The sequence below is a fragment of the Flavobacterium sp. PS2 genome, from assembly GCF_046250155.1.
Lineage (GTDB): Bacteria > Bacteroidota > Bacteroidia > Flavobacteriales > Flavobacteriaceae > Flavobacterium.
Genome location: NZ_CP176426.1, coordinates 2249053 through 2263792, shown reverse-complemented (window position 1 = coordinate 2263792; position 14740 = coordinate 2249053). Strand labels below are relative to the sequence as shown.

General features: G+C 38.1%; 10 protein-coding genes, 2 tRNA genes and 3 rRNA genes. 8 read left to right on the top strand and 7 right to left on the bottom strand.

Annotation, left to right across the window (positions count from 1 at the left end; genetic code table 11):
- Positions 1–43 precede the first annotated feature (43 nt).
- Positions 44–2101, bottom strand: a complete 2058-nt coding sequence (metG, locus tag ACJ6WR_RS09690) for a methionine--tRNA ligase (RefSeq protein WP_039117475.1) — start codon at positions 2099–2101, stop codon at positions 44–46.
- Positions 2102–2681: 580 nt separating this feature from the next.
- Here metG and ACJ6WR_RS09685 point away from each other — a divergent pair.
- From ACJ6WR_RS09685 to rrf, 6 genes are all read left to right on the top strand, one after another.
- Entirely contained in the window at positions 2682–2909 is a 228-nt protein-coding gene (locus tag ACJ6WR_RS09685; protein WP_039116640.1) for a CDGSH iron-sulfur domain-containing protein, read from the top strand.
- A gap of 904 nt (positions 2910–3813) precedes the next feature.
- Positions 3814–5327 (top strand): 16S ribosomal RNA (locus ACJ6WR_RS09680).
- Positions 5328–5447: 120 nt separating this feature from the next.
- Positions 5448–5521, top strand: a tRNA-Ile gene (locus ACJ6WR_RS09675).
- 160 nt (positions 5522–5681) lie between these two features.
- Positions 5682–5755, top strand: a tRNA-Ala gene (locus tag ACJ6WR_RS09670).
- Positions 5756–5929: 174 nt separating this feature from the next.
- Positions 5930–8814, top strand: a 23S ribosomal RNA gene (locus ACJ6WR_RS09665).
- Positions 8815–8959: 145 nt separating this feature from the next.
- A 5S ribosomal RNA gene (gene rrf, locus ACJ6WR_RS09660) occupies positions 8960–9069 on the top strand.
- Together the 16S, 23S and 5S rRNA genes with 2 tRNA genes alongside form the textbook arrangement of a ribosomal RNA operon.
- A gap of 610 nt (positions 9070–9679) precedes the next feature.
- Here rrf and ACJ6WR_RS09655 read toward each other — a convergent pair.
- The 6 genes from ACJ6WR_RS09655 to ACJ6WR_RS09630 form a co-directional block, all read right to left on the bottom strand.
- Entirely contained in the window at positions 9680–10105 is a 426-nt protein-coding gene (locus ACJ6WR_RS09655) for a hypothetical protein (RefSeq protein WP_039118116.1), read from the bottom strand.
- 64 nt (positions 10106–10169) lie between these two features.
- Positions 10170–11072, bottom strand: a complete 903-nt coding sequence (locus ACJ6WR_RS09650) for a PhzF family phenazine biosynthesis protein (protein WP_039118117.1) — start codon at positions 11070–11072, stop codon at positions 10170–10172.
- A gap of 80 nt (positions 11073–11152) precedes the next feature.
- Positions 11153–11569, bottom strand: coding sequence for a hypothetical protein (locus ACJ6WR_RS09645; protein WP_409417694.1), 417 nt, complete (start codon positions 11567–11569; stop codon positions 11153–11155).
- 162 nt (positions 11570–11731) lie between these two features.
- Entirely contained in the window at positions 11732–12160 is a 429-nt protein-coding gene (locus tag ACJ6WR_RS09640; protein ID WP_039118119.1) for a hypothetical protein, read from the bottom strand.
- Between the two features lie 89 nt (positions 12161–12249).
- A complete protein-coding gene (locus tag ACJ6WR_RS09635) occupies positions 12250–13011 on the bottom strand; it encodes an MBL fold metallo-hydrolase (RefSeq protein WP_409417693.1) in 762 nt (253 codons plus the stop codon).
- 6 nt (positions 13012–13017) lie between these two features.
- Positions 13018–13350 (bottom strand): hypothetical protein, encoded by a 333-nt coding sequence (locus ACJ6WR_RS09630; RefSeq protein WP_039118121.1) that lies wholly within the window; start codon positions 13348–13350, stop codon positions 13018–13020.
- 263 nt (positions 13351–13613) lie between these two features.
- Here ACJ6WR_RS09630 and ACJ6WR_RS09625 point away from each other — a divergent pair, with 263 nt between their 5' ends.
- Entirely contained in the window at positions 13614–13784 is a 171-nt protein-coding gene (locus ACJ6WR_RS09625; RefSeq protein ID WP_165572136.1) for a hypothetical protein, read from the top strand.
- 70 nt (positions 13785–13854) lie between these two features.
- Positions 13855–14394 (top strand): DUF4375 domain-containing protein, encoded by a 540-nt coding sequence (locus tag ACJ6WR_RS09620; RefSeq protein ID WP_039118122.1) that lies wholly within the window; start codon positions 13855–13857, stop codon positions 14392–14394.
- Positions 14395–14740 lie beyond the last annotated feature (346 nt).

Sequence of the window (14740 nt, the reverse complement as noted above, 5' to 3'; positions counted from 1 at the left end):
ACTTTCTTTTTTTACATTCTCACATCTGACATTTCCCAAAAAACTAATTTATCGTTTCTCCATTTGCAGCCTCGGCATCAGGATTTACAAAAACCAATTTTCCTTCAGCATTTGTAGTCATTAAGATCATACCTTGACTTTCAACGCCACGTAAAGCTCTTGGAGCTAAGTTTGCTAACACAGTTACACGTTTTCCAACTATTTCTTCTGGCGAAAAACTCTCAGCAATTCCCGAAACAATCGTACGAACATCAATTCCAGTATCAACTTTCAGAATCAAAAGTTTATTAGCTTTCGGCATCTTTTCAGCTTCAAGGATAGTTCCTACGCGTAAATCCATTTTGGCAAAATCCTCAAACTGAATCAAATCTTTCTGAGGCTCAGGTTGCTTGTTTTCAGCAAGATTAGCAGTTTTTGTAGCTTCTAGTTTATCTATTTGTTTCTGGATTTCTTCATCTTCAATTTTAGCAAAAAGTAATTCAGCTTCACCAATCTGGTGTCCAGCAGGAATTAAATCCGAAGTTTCAGCGATGTCACTCCATTTTAGTTTGCCTTCATTCTTTAATATTCTCGATAATTTAGTAGCAGTAAAAGGCAAGAACGGTTCAGATAAAATGCTCAAGGCAGCAGCAATTTGTAATGCTACATACATCTGAGTTTTTACACGTTCCGGATTGTCTTTCATAACTTTCCACGGCTCCTCATCGGCAAGATATTTATTTCCTAAACGAGCAACATTCATTAACTCACCCAATGCTTCACGGAATCTGTAACGTTCTACCGAGCTAGAAATAACAGCAGGATATGCTTTTAATTCAGTTAGAGTAGCTTCGTCAATCTCCGTTAATTCATTTGGAGTAGGAATAAAACCGTCGTAATATTTATTAGTTAAAACCACAACACGATTAATAAAGTTACCAAAAACGGCAACCAATTCGTTGTTGTTTCTAGCCTGAAAATCCTTCCAGGTAAAATCATTATCTTTAGTTTCCGGAGCATTAGCTGTCAGTGCATAACGCAAAACATCTTGCTTCTCAGGAAAATCTTCTAAATATTCATGTAACCAAACCGCCCAGTTCTTAGAAGTCGAAAGTTTATTTCCTTCCAAATTCAAAAACTCATTTGCAGGAACGTTGTCTGGCAAAATATAACTTCCTTCAGCTTTAAGCATCGCAGGGAAAATAATACAGTGAAAAACAATATTGTCTTTCCCGATAAAATGTACCAGTTTCGTATCTTCATCCTTCCAGTACGGTTCCCAATCTTTACCTTCGCGTGCAGCCCATTCTTTAGTAGATGAGATGTAACCGATAGGAGCATCAAACCAAACATATAATTTTTTTCCTTCGGCACCTTCCACAGGAACATCAATTCCCCAATCAAGGTCACGCGTTACAGCACGAGGCTCAAGTCCACCATCAACCCATGATTTTACCTGACCATAAACATTAGGTTTCCAGTCATTTTTATGTCCAACCAAAATCCATTCCGTCAGGAAATCAGTATATCTGTCTAGAGGTAAAAACCAGTGTTTAGTCGATTTTAAAATTGGAGTTTCACCAGTAATAGTCGATTTCGGATTGATCAAATCAGTAGCATTAAGCGTCGATCCACATTTTTCACATTGATCACCATAAGCTTCCTCATTGCCACATTTAGGACAAGTCCCAACAACAAAACGATCAGCAAGAAACTGATTCGCTTTAGCATCATATAATTGTTCCGTTACTTCTTCAATAAAATCACCTTTATCATACAACGTTCTAAAAAATTCCGAAGCCGTATCGTGATGAATTTTAGCCGAAGTTCTAGAATAATTATCAAAAGAAATTCCGAAATCGATAAAAGATTTACGGATAATTCCGTCATATTTGTTAATAACCTCTTGCGGAGTAATACCTTCCTTCTTAGCTTTCATAGAAATCGCCACACCGTGCTCATCGCTTCCGCAAATAAAAGCCACATCTTTCCCCTGCATACGTAAGTAGCGAGAATAAATGTCCGATGGCACGTAAACGCCCGCCAAATGGCCAATGTGTATCGGTCCGTTCGTATAAGGTAAAGCAGCAGTAATGGTATATCTCTTAGGATTTTGTAACATAAAATTGATTTTTATTTTTCTGATAAAGCCGTAATATAAGCCGACTTTAGGTTTTATTATGATAAATTCTGTGCAAAAATAAGCAATAGAATTGAGTCCCGACGCTTCGGGATATTCTTTTTTATCAGGAGCTATTTCGAGCTATCCACTTTATCTTTACTTGCCTAAAGAAGGCAAGCAAAGGATGCCGTTCCTATCTGGGCTAGAAAACACCAAGTTTTGTATATTATAAGGATAAAGACGAAGTGTAGCAGAGTCACAAAGTAACCAAAAAACAAAAGTACTAAGTCGCAAACTTGTCAGACTGAGCGGAGCCGAAGTCTCATAAAAACCTTTGCGAATCTCTGTGGAGCCTTTGCGCAACTTTGTGTAATAGCTTTTCCGCAAAGAACCTCACGAAGAATTATTTAAAAAATCTTTGTGAATCTTTGTGTAGCCTTTGTGTGACTTCGTGTAATAGCTTACCTCATAAAGTAGAATTAATTTAAACTAAGCCTTCAATCCATAAAAACCACAATCTAATGCAAATCGTTCGGAATATATTTTGCAATCTTTGATGCAAAAAAAAGAAAAGAACATTATGAGCAAGACTAAACTAATAATTAATAAAAACGGATCTATCAAGATAGAAGGTGATTTCGAAATATTGGATTCAGAAGGAACAGTTTACGGATTACAAGGAAGAGCTGCATTAGGGCTTTGTCGTTGTGGATTATCTGTCAACAAACCTTTTTGTGACGGTTCACACCGTAACAACTTCGAGCACGATTCTAAAGCATTCGATTTGCCACCAATGAAAACGAATTAAGAATTCTATTTCTCAAAAACCTAAGAAGAAGCCCTCTCATAATTATGAGAGGGCTTCTTCTTTTTATGTACCTATATATAAGGAGTGCTTTTACCTTATATATAGGAGAGGGTTTATGCTATAATATAGAAGTATGTTTTTCAGGAGCTATTTCCTGCTCCCGAAGCTTTGGGATGCTCCAGTGTTGTCCTTTTTAAAGGAAAAAGGCCAAGGATTTTCCCCGATGCTTCGTGGCTATCAGGAATAGGAAGCTCAAAATCTGCTAAATCAGCTAAATCTGCGAGAAACAAGAATGCGAGAAACCCCAAGAAATCCAGCAAAACCAAAGGGAAAACGAGTCAAATGCCCTAAAGTACCCAAAGCAGATAGAAAACAACAAAAAATAACAGCCCGTAAGGGGTGTGTTATCAGAGTATTAAGAAAAGAATAAAAAATAAACAAAAAATACTCCATAAAAAGTATTGATTATCTATATAAAGGTGGTAGTTTTGCACCCGCAACAACGACAAACGTTCCTTTAAATACTGGCAAGCAAGACGAATCGAATTAGAAATAAAATTCTAAAAAAAAGATTTCGAAAAGCTTGTGAGAATGGAAAACGGATGTTACATTTGCACCCCGCTAAATAACGGAAAGTTCCTTGAAAGATTGATAAGAAAGAAGAAAACGGAGATGAAAATTTTCCAAAAAAAACTTCACAAATTTCTTGCCAGTTAGAAAAGACTTTTCTACTTTTGCACCCGCTTTGAGAAATAAGCGACATTAAAAAGAAGAACACGTTCCTAGACATATTGAATTGACAGCCGTTTTAAGAGAGATCTTAAAACAACAAAATAAGAGTAATAGAATCGAGAGATTTGAATAAAACCGATAGAATCATTAGTCGAATATAATATTAAAATATACGATGAAGAGTTTGATCCTGGCTCAGGATGAACGCTAGCGGCAGGCTTAACACATGCAAGTCGAGGGGTATACTTCTTCGGAAGTAGAGACCGGCGCACGGGTGCGTAACGCGTATGCAATCTACCTTTTACAGAGGGATAGCCCAGAGAAATTTGGATTAATACCTCATAGTATAATAGCTCGGCATCGAGCAATTATTAAAGTCACAACGGTAAAAGATGAGCATGCGTCCCATTAGCTAGTTGGTAAGGTAACGGCTTACCAAGGCTACGATGGGTAGGGGTCCTGAGAGGGAGATCCCCCACACTGGTACTGAGACACGGACCAGACTCCTACGGGAGGCAGCAGTGAGGAATATTGGACAATGGGCGCAAGCCTGATCCAGCCATGCCGCGTGCAGGATGACGGTCCTATGGATTGTAAACTGCTTTTGTACAGGAAGAAACAGTTCTACGTGTAGAACCTTGACGGTACTGTAAGAATAAGGATCGGCTAACTCCGTGCCAGCAGCCGCGGTAATACGGAGGATCCAAGCGTTATCCGGAATCATTGGGTTTAAAGGGTCCGTAGGCGGTTTAATAAGTCAGTGGTGAAAGCCCATCGCTCAACGGTGGAACGGCCATTGATACTGTTAAACTTGAATTATTAGGAAGTAACTAGAATATGTAGTGTAGCGGTGAAATGCTTAGAGATTACATGGAATACCAATTGCGAAGGCAGGTTACTACTAATTGATTGACGCTGATGGACGAAAGCGTGGGTAGCGAACAGGATTAGATACCCTGGTAGTCCACGCCGTAAACGATGGATACTAGCTGTTGGGCGCAAGTTCAGTGGCTAAGCGAAAGTGATAAGTATCCCACCTGGGGAGTACGTTCGCAAGAATGAAACTCAAAGGAATTGACGGGGGCCCGCACAAGCGGTGGAGCATGTGGTTTAATTCGATGATACGCGAGGAACCTTACCAAGGCTTAAATGTAGATTGACCGATTTGGAAACAGATCTTTCGCAAGACAATTTACAAGGTGCTGCATGGTTGTCGTCAGCTCGTGCCGTGAGGTGTCAGGTTAAGTCCTATAACGAGCGCAACCCCTGTTGTTAGTTGCCAGCGAGTCATGTCGGGAACTCTAACAAGACTGCCAGTGCAAACTGTGAGGAAGGTGGGGATGACGTCAAATCATCACGGCCCTTACGCCTTGGGCTACACACGTGCTACAATGGCCGGTACAGAGAGCAGCCACTGGGCGACCAGGAGCGAATCTATAAAACCGGTCACAGTTCGGATCGGAGTCTGCAACTCGACTCCGTGAAGCTGGAATCGCTAGTAATCGGATATCAGCCATGATCCGGTGAATACGTTCCCGGGCCTTGTACACACCGCCCGTCAAGCCATGGAAGCTGGGGGTGCCTGAAGTCGGTGACCGCAAGGAGCTGCCTAGGGTAAAACTGGTAACTAGGGCTAAGTCGTAACAAGGTAGCCGTACCGGAAGGTGCGGCTGGAACACCTCCTTTCTAGAGCCCTATATGTTAGCACTTGTGCACGTTAGGGAAAGAAGACGAAATGACCTATAGGTTAAATTGAAGATTATATTACTCTGCTGTTAGTTCAAATAATACAATTAAGTAAAACAGAGTCTCGTAGCTCAGCTGGTTAGAGTACTACACTGATAATGTAGGGGTCGGCAGTTCGAGTCTGCCCGGGACTACTTTTTAAAAAGTAATTGACAATTAATAATTGACAATTTCTAATTAGAAAGACTGTAAACTTAAAAAAAAGGAAATTCTAGAAGTTGGAATTCACCAAAAGAAATTAGATAAGAATTAAGAAGTCTAAAATCTGAATTCTACAATCTAAGATTGAAAAATGGGGGATTAGCTCAGCTGGCTAGAGCGCCTGCCTTGCACGCAGGAGGTCAACGGTTCGACTCCGTTATTCTCCACAAAAAGCTATAAGCCGTAGGCTATAAGCTTAATGCCTAAAGCGTAAAGCCTAAAGCATAATAAAGTTCATTGACATATTGAGATAAGAAAATAATAAAAAGTAGAAAGCATTTTTTATTGAAAGTAGTGATACAGACGATAAAGAAAACGGTCTTGATTTATCAAGACTGGTACAATAAGCAAAATAAGGGCGTATGGGGGATGCCTTGGCTCTCAGAGGCGATGAAAGGCGTGATAAGCTGCGAAAAGTTACGGGGATCGGCACACACGAATTGATCCGTAAATACCTGAATGGGGCAACCCACTATGTTGAAGACATAGTACACCGATAGGTGGGCAAACCCGCTGAACTGAAACATCTAAGTAGGCGGAGGAGAAGAAAACAAAAGTGATTCCGTAAGTAGTGGCGAGCGAACGCGGATTAGCCCAAACCAATGTTGTTACGGCAATGTTGGGGTTGTAGGACCACGACATTTCTTGCACAAAGAATTAGAATCTACTGGAAAGTAGAACCATAGAGGGTGATAGTCCCGTATAGGTAATGAGTGTAAAGGATAGTGGTATCCTGAGTAGGGCGGGGCACGTGAAACCCTGTCTGAATTTGGCGGGACCATCCGCTAAGGCTAAATACTCCTGAGAGACCGATAGTGAACCAGTACCGTGAGGGAAAGGTGAAAAGAACCGTGAATAACGGAGTGAAATAGATCCTGAAACCATACGCTTACAAGCGGTCGGAGCCCTTTCGTGGGGTGACGGCGTGCCTTTTGCATAATGAGCCTACGAGTTAACGTTGCTGGCAAGGATAAGTGGTTAAGCCACGGATCCGTAGCGAAAGCGAGTCTGAATAGGGCGCTTTAGTCAGTAGTGTTAGACGCGAAACCGTGTGATCTACCCATGGGCAGGTTGAAGCTGTGGTAACACACAGTGGAGGACCGAACCGGTTGACGTTGAAAAGTCTTCGGATGACCTGTGGGTAGGGGTGAAAGGCCAATCAAACTCGGAAATAGCTCGTACTCCCCGAAATGCATTTAGGTGCAGCGTTGTGCATAAAGTTATATAGAGGTAGAGCTACTGATTGGATGCGGGGGCTTCACCGCCTACCAATTCCTGACAAACTCCGAATGCTATATAATGTTTCACAACAGTGAGGGCTTGGGTGCTAAGGTCCAAGTCCGAGAGGGAAAGAACCCAGACCATCAGCTAAGGTCCCCAAATATATGTTAAGTTGAAAGAACGAGGTTTGTCTGCCCAGACAGCTAGGATGTTGGCTTGGAAGCAGCCATTCATTTAAAGAGTGCGTAACAGCTCACTAGTCGAGCGGACGAGCATGGATAATAATCGGGCATAAACATATTACCGAAGCTATGGATTTTGACTTAGGTCAAAGTGGTAGGGGAGCATTCTAACAGGGTTGAAGGTGTGTCGTAAGGCATGCTGGACTGGTTAGAAAAGAAAATGTAGGCATAAGTAACGATAATGCGGGCGAGAAACCCGCACACCGAAAGACTAAGGTTTCCACAGCTATGCTAATCAGCTGTGGGTTAGTCGGGACCTAAGGCGAACCCGAAAGGGACAGTCGATGGACCACGGGTTAATATTCCCGTACTACTTATTACTGTGATGGGGTGACGGAGTGATGAAAGCGCCGCGAACTGACGGAATAGTTCGTTGAAGTACCTACCTATAAGCTGCGCAGGCAAATCCACGCGGCTTGGGGAAATACGATAGTACTCGGAGACTTCGGTCAAAGAGATAGTGCGCCTAAGGGCTTCCAAGAAAAACCTCTAAACTTCAGGTAATAAGTACCCGTACCGCAAACCGACACAGGTAGTCGAGGAGAGAATCCTAAGGTGCTCGAGAGATTCATGGCTAAGGAATTAGGCAAAATAGACCTGTAACTTCGGGAGAAAGGTCGCCAGCAGCAATGCTGGCCGCAGTGAAGAGGTCCAGGCGACTGTTTATCAAAAACACAGGGCTCTGCAAAATCGTAAGATGAAGTATAGGGCCTGACACCTGCCCGGTGCTGGAAGGTTAAGAGGAGATGTTATCTTCGGAGAAGCATTGAATTGAAGCCCCAGTAAACGGCGGCCGTAACTATAACGGTCCTAAGGTAGCGAAATTCCTTGTCGGGTAAGTTCCGACCTGCACGAATGGTGTAACGATCTGGACACTGTCTCAGCCATGAGCTCGGTGAAATTGTAGTAGCGGTGAAGATGCCGCTTACCCGCAGTGGGACGAAAAGACCCTGTGCACCTTTACTATAGCTTAGTATTGACCTTGGATAAATGATGTGTAGGATAGGTTGGAGACTGTGAAGTGGCGTCGCTAGGCGTTGTGGAGTCATTGTTGAAATACAACCCTTTGTTTATCTGAGGCCTAACCCCGCGATTGCGGGGGACATTGCTTGGTGGGTAGTTTGACTGGGGTGGTCGCCTCCAAAAGAGTAACGGAGGCTTCTAAAGGTTCCCTCAGTACGCTTGGTAACCGTGCGTAGAGTGCAATGGCATAAGGGAGCTTGACTGAGAGACATACAGGTCGATCAGGTACGAAAGTAGAGCATAGTGATCCGGTGGTTCCGCATGGAAGGGCCATCGCTCAAAGGATAAAAGGTACGCCGGGGATAACAGGCTGATCTCCCCCAAGAGCTCATATCGACGGGGGGGTTTGGCACCTCGATGTCGGCTCGTCACATCCTGGGGCTGGAGAAGGTCCCAAGGGTTGGGCTGTTCGCCCATTAAAGTGGCACGCGAGCTGGGTTCAGAACGTCGTGAGACAGTTCGGTCTCTATCTACTGTGGGCGCAAGAAATTTGAGTGGATCTGATTCTAGTACGAGAGGACCGAATTGGACAAACCTCTAGTGTATCTGTTGTTCCGCCAGGAGCACCGCAGAGTAGCTACGTTTGGAAGGGATAAGCGCTGAAAGCATATAAGCGCGAAACCCACCACAAGATGAGATTTCTTTTAAGGATCGTGGGAGATGACCACGTTGATAGGCTATAGATGTAAAGGCAGTAATGTCATAGTCGAGTAGTACTAATAATCCGTAAGCTTATGTACGCTTTTCCCCACGCCTCGGCGTGGGGGAGAAACTTTCTAAAAAATACTTTTTTCTTTATCTCAGTGTGTTAAGATATTGTTTTTAATTATGAATTATCAATTGTTAATTATTAATTAAAAAAGTTACCTCAAGTAACAACGACCTTAAGGTGGTTATTGCGGCGGGGCTCACCTCTTCCCATCCCGAACAGAGTAGTTAAGCCCGCCTGCGCAGATGGTACTGCAGTTATGTGGGAGAGTATGTCGTCGCCTTTCTTTAGAATCCTCATCAAGTAATTGATGAGGATTTTTTTTGTGCTTAACTTTTTGGGATTTGTAGAGCTGAGAGTGATTAGGTAAAAAAATACCGCAAAGAGCGCAAAGGATTACACAAAGGTTCGCAAAGTTTAATCAATAGCTTTGTGGACCTTTGTGTTTTTTCTATTTCCTTCCTCTGCGGTTAAAAAGGATCAATTAGTAGCTCGACAATCTAAAAAAGCTTTGTGTTAGTGTCTTGTGAAAACCCTTCGTTCCTCAGGGTGACAAGACTGTGGTTGTTTTAATAGCAAAATAAGCGCAAAGGCTTGCATAAAGGTTCGCAAAGTTTAATAAATAGCTTTGTGAACCTTTGCTTTTTTTCTATTTCCTTACTCTGCGGTTAAAATCTGATAAAAGAGCTTAGTGTCTGGCAATTTCTGATAAACTATTTTAAGTTTTACAAGTAAAAAATTTTTGCGAGACTCTGTGTAAACTTTGTGAAGCTTTGCGGTATAATTTTAGCGCGTTTATGGAGAATAAAATTTAAATCTTCCCCTTAATTTTATTAATCTAAGTGTTGTAGTAATGAAATTGGTTCTAATAGATATAAATTTAGAGTATACATGATTTATTTTGCTGCTAACTCGTGCTTGCTATTTTTTCTATAAAAATAAGTTGAGATGTATACAATTAATAGATATGGTGAGTAAATTAGAAAAAACATAAAAGCTTTAAGCGGCCAACCAATTCCTAGCGTATTTTTTTCTAGTTCTTTTACTTTATCTAAATTTTCAAGGGCTACGTTTTTAAATCTTTCAATATCGTTCATAGCATCAAAATCAAATCCATAATAAGAAAGCAGAATCTCATTTGAAAAGCTTCCCCACCATCCTACAATTAAAACGAGAATAAAAGTTGTTATGATGCTGGTGATTAAGTATATGATGAATATGTTTTTAGTATTTCGTTTATATATTTTATTTAATATAAGAATTGGTAAAACGATTAAAGTTATTATTGATATAAATGTTATTGTTTTTATTATAATCTCCATGAAGTGGCTATGTTGGTAGTTGTAGGAAAGAATTAAAAAGAAATCTAATCTGGTTTGATTTTATCTAAATATAAAGTTCGCCACGCATTGTTATAGCTGAAGATCCACCAACTAAAATATCACTTTGTCTACTCATTACTTCTATTATTGAGGATTGATTTAATTTTACGCCTTGTAGAATCTTATATTCTTTGTTTGGTTGTGTATACTTGTTTTTTGTCAAAAAACCGATTAGAGGGCCTGCAGCAGTTCCAGTAGCAGCATCTTCTTCTATTCCGATTATTGGATTGAAAAATCTGGCTTCAACAATATTATCTTGATCTTCACCAGTAATAGTAAAACAATAAAAACCTTCAAATTGATGTTCTTTTGAAATTTCGATTAAAAGTTTGTTGTCAGGAGTACAGCCGTTGAGTAATTGGCTATTTCTAATCGGAACCATTACGTGCGAAACTTCTGTTTGAACCACAGTTGGAACGAGCATATTAACTTCTAAATCTTCTATTTTTAAACCTAGTGCTATTGCTATTTTATAAGTAGGGACTTGGTGTTTTATAATAGCTTGTTTTTGATGCATTTGTACAATAGGATATTGTGTGACTGAATCAAAACTTGCTGTTACTCGTATCGGGGCATTTTTCATGATTACAAAACGATTGTTTTCATCTTGTTCATCAAATATTGGTATTTTTTTTAGTAATGCGCCACAAACTGCACCTAATAAATTGTGTCCAGCTCCGTCTATCTCAAAGCCTATTGGAGTAAAAGAACGAACATTAAGAGCCTTTTGTACTTTAGAATAATAAACAAATGAAGTCTCGGAATAACCAAATTCCTTTGCAATATTTTGATAAACTTCTAAATCTAAATTTCCATCAGTAAAAACGACAGACAAAGGGTTTCCTTTGTAACTTGTATTAGAGAATACATCTAAAACATAGTATTCTAATGCTATTCTTCCCATCATTATTTATATTTTTAAATGCTTATTTCTTTGATATGTTCGCTTGTTAAAAATACAATTATAATAATTTATATCTAGTAGATTTATTCGTCTAATTCTTTCCAGCAAATGTCTATTTCTCGTTGAACTTGTTTTTCGAGTTTAGGAAGTTCATTTGTAACCCAAAACTGGCTTTCTCTAGTCAAATAATATTTGTCTTCGTTAAGTTTAAATTTCATGGTTTCTGTAATCATCGAAATCATTTCATGGACTTCTGATGTTCCATTTGCAAAATTTGGACCGACTAAATATTTTAAAATATCCTTTTCATATTTCGGTTTGTAGTATAAAATATGAGTAACTATAGGAAAATAGAAGTAAAAATAACTATAAGTATTTGAGTGATATTGGATTTTATTAAATTCGGAGATTAAAACATCAGATTGTAAATCGGGAGTTTCAGAATTTAATTCTTTTAATAATTCAAAAGTTTTTTCAGCACTTGGAGTTAAATTCCCCATTTTTTTAAGATATGAGAATGCTTTTTCAAATTCTGAGTTTTGATTGTTTATCCAATTAAAAGCGTTCAATTTAGTATTTGATTTAATGTTATGTGGTTTGAAATATGTACTAATTTAAAACAGAATACTGTAAAGTTTATATGAGATTTTGACAGTCCAGATCTATTGTTTAATTCTTATTTTTAAATTACTGAAGTTGTTGATTTTTTCAAATTCAGTCATGAAAGAATTTACTTCTAGGATACTATCATTTTCTGCTTTCAATTTAAGTAAGTTAAATTCTTCTCCGCTTATTTCTCTAAAATAAGCTTGTGTTTCCATATTAGAAGCGTTTAATGGATAATTTTCGGGTATTTCTTGTGCTGTTAACTTTCTTAATATTTTAGTGTAGATTTTATTTGATAGTTCAGTTTTAGAGATAGAAATTTCAATTATTAGTTGACTGTTTCTATTTAGATAATTCTGAATTCTTTCGTAAAATTCACTTTCACAATTTTTATTGGAGTCGAATAGATTTAATTTACGAAGAAGTTGAATCTTAAAATCACCAACATTTTCATAGTCTACTAATTTGATTTTTCGAGTGTTCATTTAAATCAACATTATATAATTTTTTTAGAACAGATATAATTCTTGTATTCTGATTGAAAGTATTTAAGATGTTATCTTGTTTTGCTAGCTTACTTCTCGTAAAGTTTAAACTCTTTGATGTCATGATATCCAAAAACTGCTATTTCAGGATGCTCATTTATTAAATTTCTTATTTTATCTAAACTGTTTAATCTTAAATCATTGTTGTCTGCCCTCATTTTGGCTAACTGATTTACGGGATGCTCACTATCATTAAGTTCTAGTCTCATGTAATATGCGTCTGCAATGTAAAACATCCATTTGTTGTCTGTTTTTATTACTACACCACAATGTCCTGAAGTATGTCCGAAAAGTGGAACAAGAAAAATTTCTGTTTCGGTATTTGTAATGACTTTTCTAGCTTCAAATCCGAACCATTTGAAGTCGGATTTTCCATAAGTTTTAATCGTTGGATTATGTGCTAATGGTGTTTTTAAGTATCTTGGATTTCCTGAATTGAAGTTTTCATATTCTTCGATTCCTACGTGAACTGTTGCATTAGGAAAATCGGCAAGGCCTCCTATGTGGTCGTTATCGAGATGGGAAATAACGCAATCAGTAACTTTTTCAGGGTTAAGTCCTAATTTCTCGATTTGCCTTATGGCGGTTTGATTTTCGTTAAAGCTATAGCCAACAATATCTATAAGTTGTTGGCCGATTCTTTCTAATGGTTTTTGGATGTCTAAAAGCCCAATGCCAGTATCAATTAAAATGAGTTTATCATTCTCTTCAATCAATAGGCAATGTCCACAGACATTATCGTTAACTGGTGAAACAATTTTAACACAGTTTAAATGATGTATTTTTGGCATGCGGTTTTAATATGAAGCGTTAACTGTTTTTATAATTAAAACGCCTACTCCCTCAGTATCTCCATAAAGACTAATTGCTTTTTGTCTGTCAACAGTTGTAATCTTTAGAATTTGATTTTTTGAAAATGTAAGTTTCTTTTTTTCTAAGTCTTGATAAGTATATGTTACTCCATCTACAATAAGCATTGGCTCATTTGTAATAACTTTATTAGTAGCCATTTGTATAATAGTATCTGAAAGATAGAGTCTTTCTGTTCCTTTATCTTGTAGTTCATATCGACTTTGAGAATACATTGAGAAGGATAAAAGTGAAATAGCTGCAATAAAAATTTTTTTCATAGGTATAATATTTTAATAGAATTTGGGCGATGAATAATTTTAATTCAATGCTAAAATAGTGTTTTTTGTTACATAATAATATTGTGAATTTATATTTCTTATGAAAATGGGTTTGCGTTAGGGATAGCAGCGGATAGCCCACAGCCTGACGGAGGAAGTGCGAGGACTTGTAGTGAATAGCCCGACCCGGAGGGAAACGCCCAGTAAATTATTCCCATTCAGTTTCATATCTTTGTAAGCGGAATTAAATAAGCATAGAAATCATGGCAAAAGGACCTGAAAAAAATACAAAAAACAAGGCTTTGCATACCAAATTGCTAAACCGGAAAAAGACTAAACTTCAGGAGGAGAAAAAAGCAAAAGCATTACGTTTGAAAGCTTTGGTTACAAAAATGAATGAAAAAATGGGTAAGGACGGATTAGATGGGATATAAATCAGATTGTATTTCTTTTCTGGTTTAATTTAACTGAAATTTGCAAAACAAAATCTAAACATAAAACAAGATGGAATTCGGTAGAATAATAGTTTCTGAAACGGCAATGAATAGTGAGAATCTTCAAGATATAATTCACTCTAATATTTCGGTAATTAACTTAATGCGTGAGGAAGGTATTGATGATGACTTGATTCATGAGGATGCTTTGATGAGTTATTATTTAGATTATTACACTTCGCAATGTACGGAAGGTAATTTTGCTCAATTTGTATATAATTCGAGTTGGAACGCCGAGTTAAATGAGTTAATCGAAGAAGGTTTGGCTTTACTTGGTGCCGAAAAACACTTGGAATTATTCCAACAACAAAGCAAAAAAGTAAAATTAATGAGCAGCGTAAAACTTAATAAATTCCTTAAAGGAAAATTAGAAGGTGTAAACCCAATAAGAGATTTGCTGAACAATGATACTTTTTATGAAATAGAAGAAAACCTGGTTACGTTGAACGCTAATTTTTTAAAATCACATCCTGATTTAGAAGTTCTTTCGGTAGATGATATGTTTGCTACTTTGGAGGAATTTGTGGGTCATGAAATTAAAAGGGCTTAAAAGAAGGTTCTTAGGTTCAGAGTAGCAAAGGTTCAAAGGTTGGGTTTGTGTGAAATGGAGTTTGTGAGAAGAGAGACAGAAGATTTAAGATGCAAGAAGAAAGAGGGACTAGAGAACAATGATATTGTAAAGTTATCAGAATTATATTTGGTAACTATTTGATACTTAAACTCTACTCAGGAGGGCAAAGTATTGTATTTATTTCTATTTAATTAAACTTTTGGGAGTCTTTGTGTAGCCTTTGTGCAACTTTGTGATCCTTTGACTCCGCTCAGGAGGACAACAGTTTCTGGAAGAATATTTTTTTATAAGTAAGAAATTACCTTTCGCTATAAACTTTGTCCCA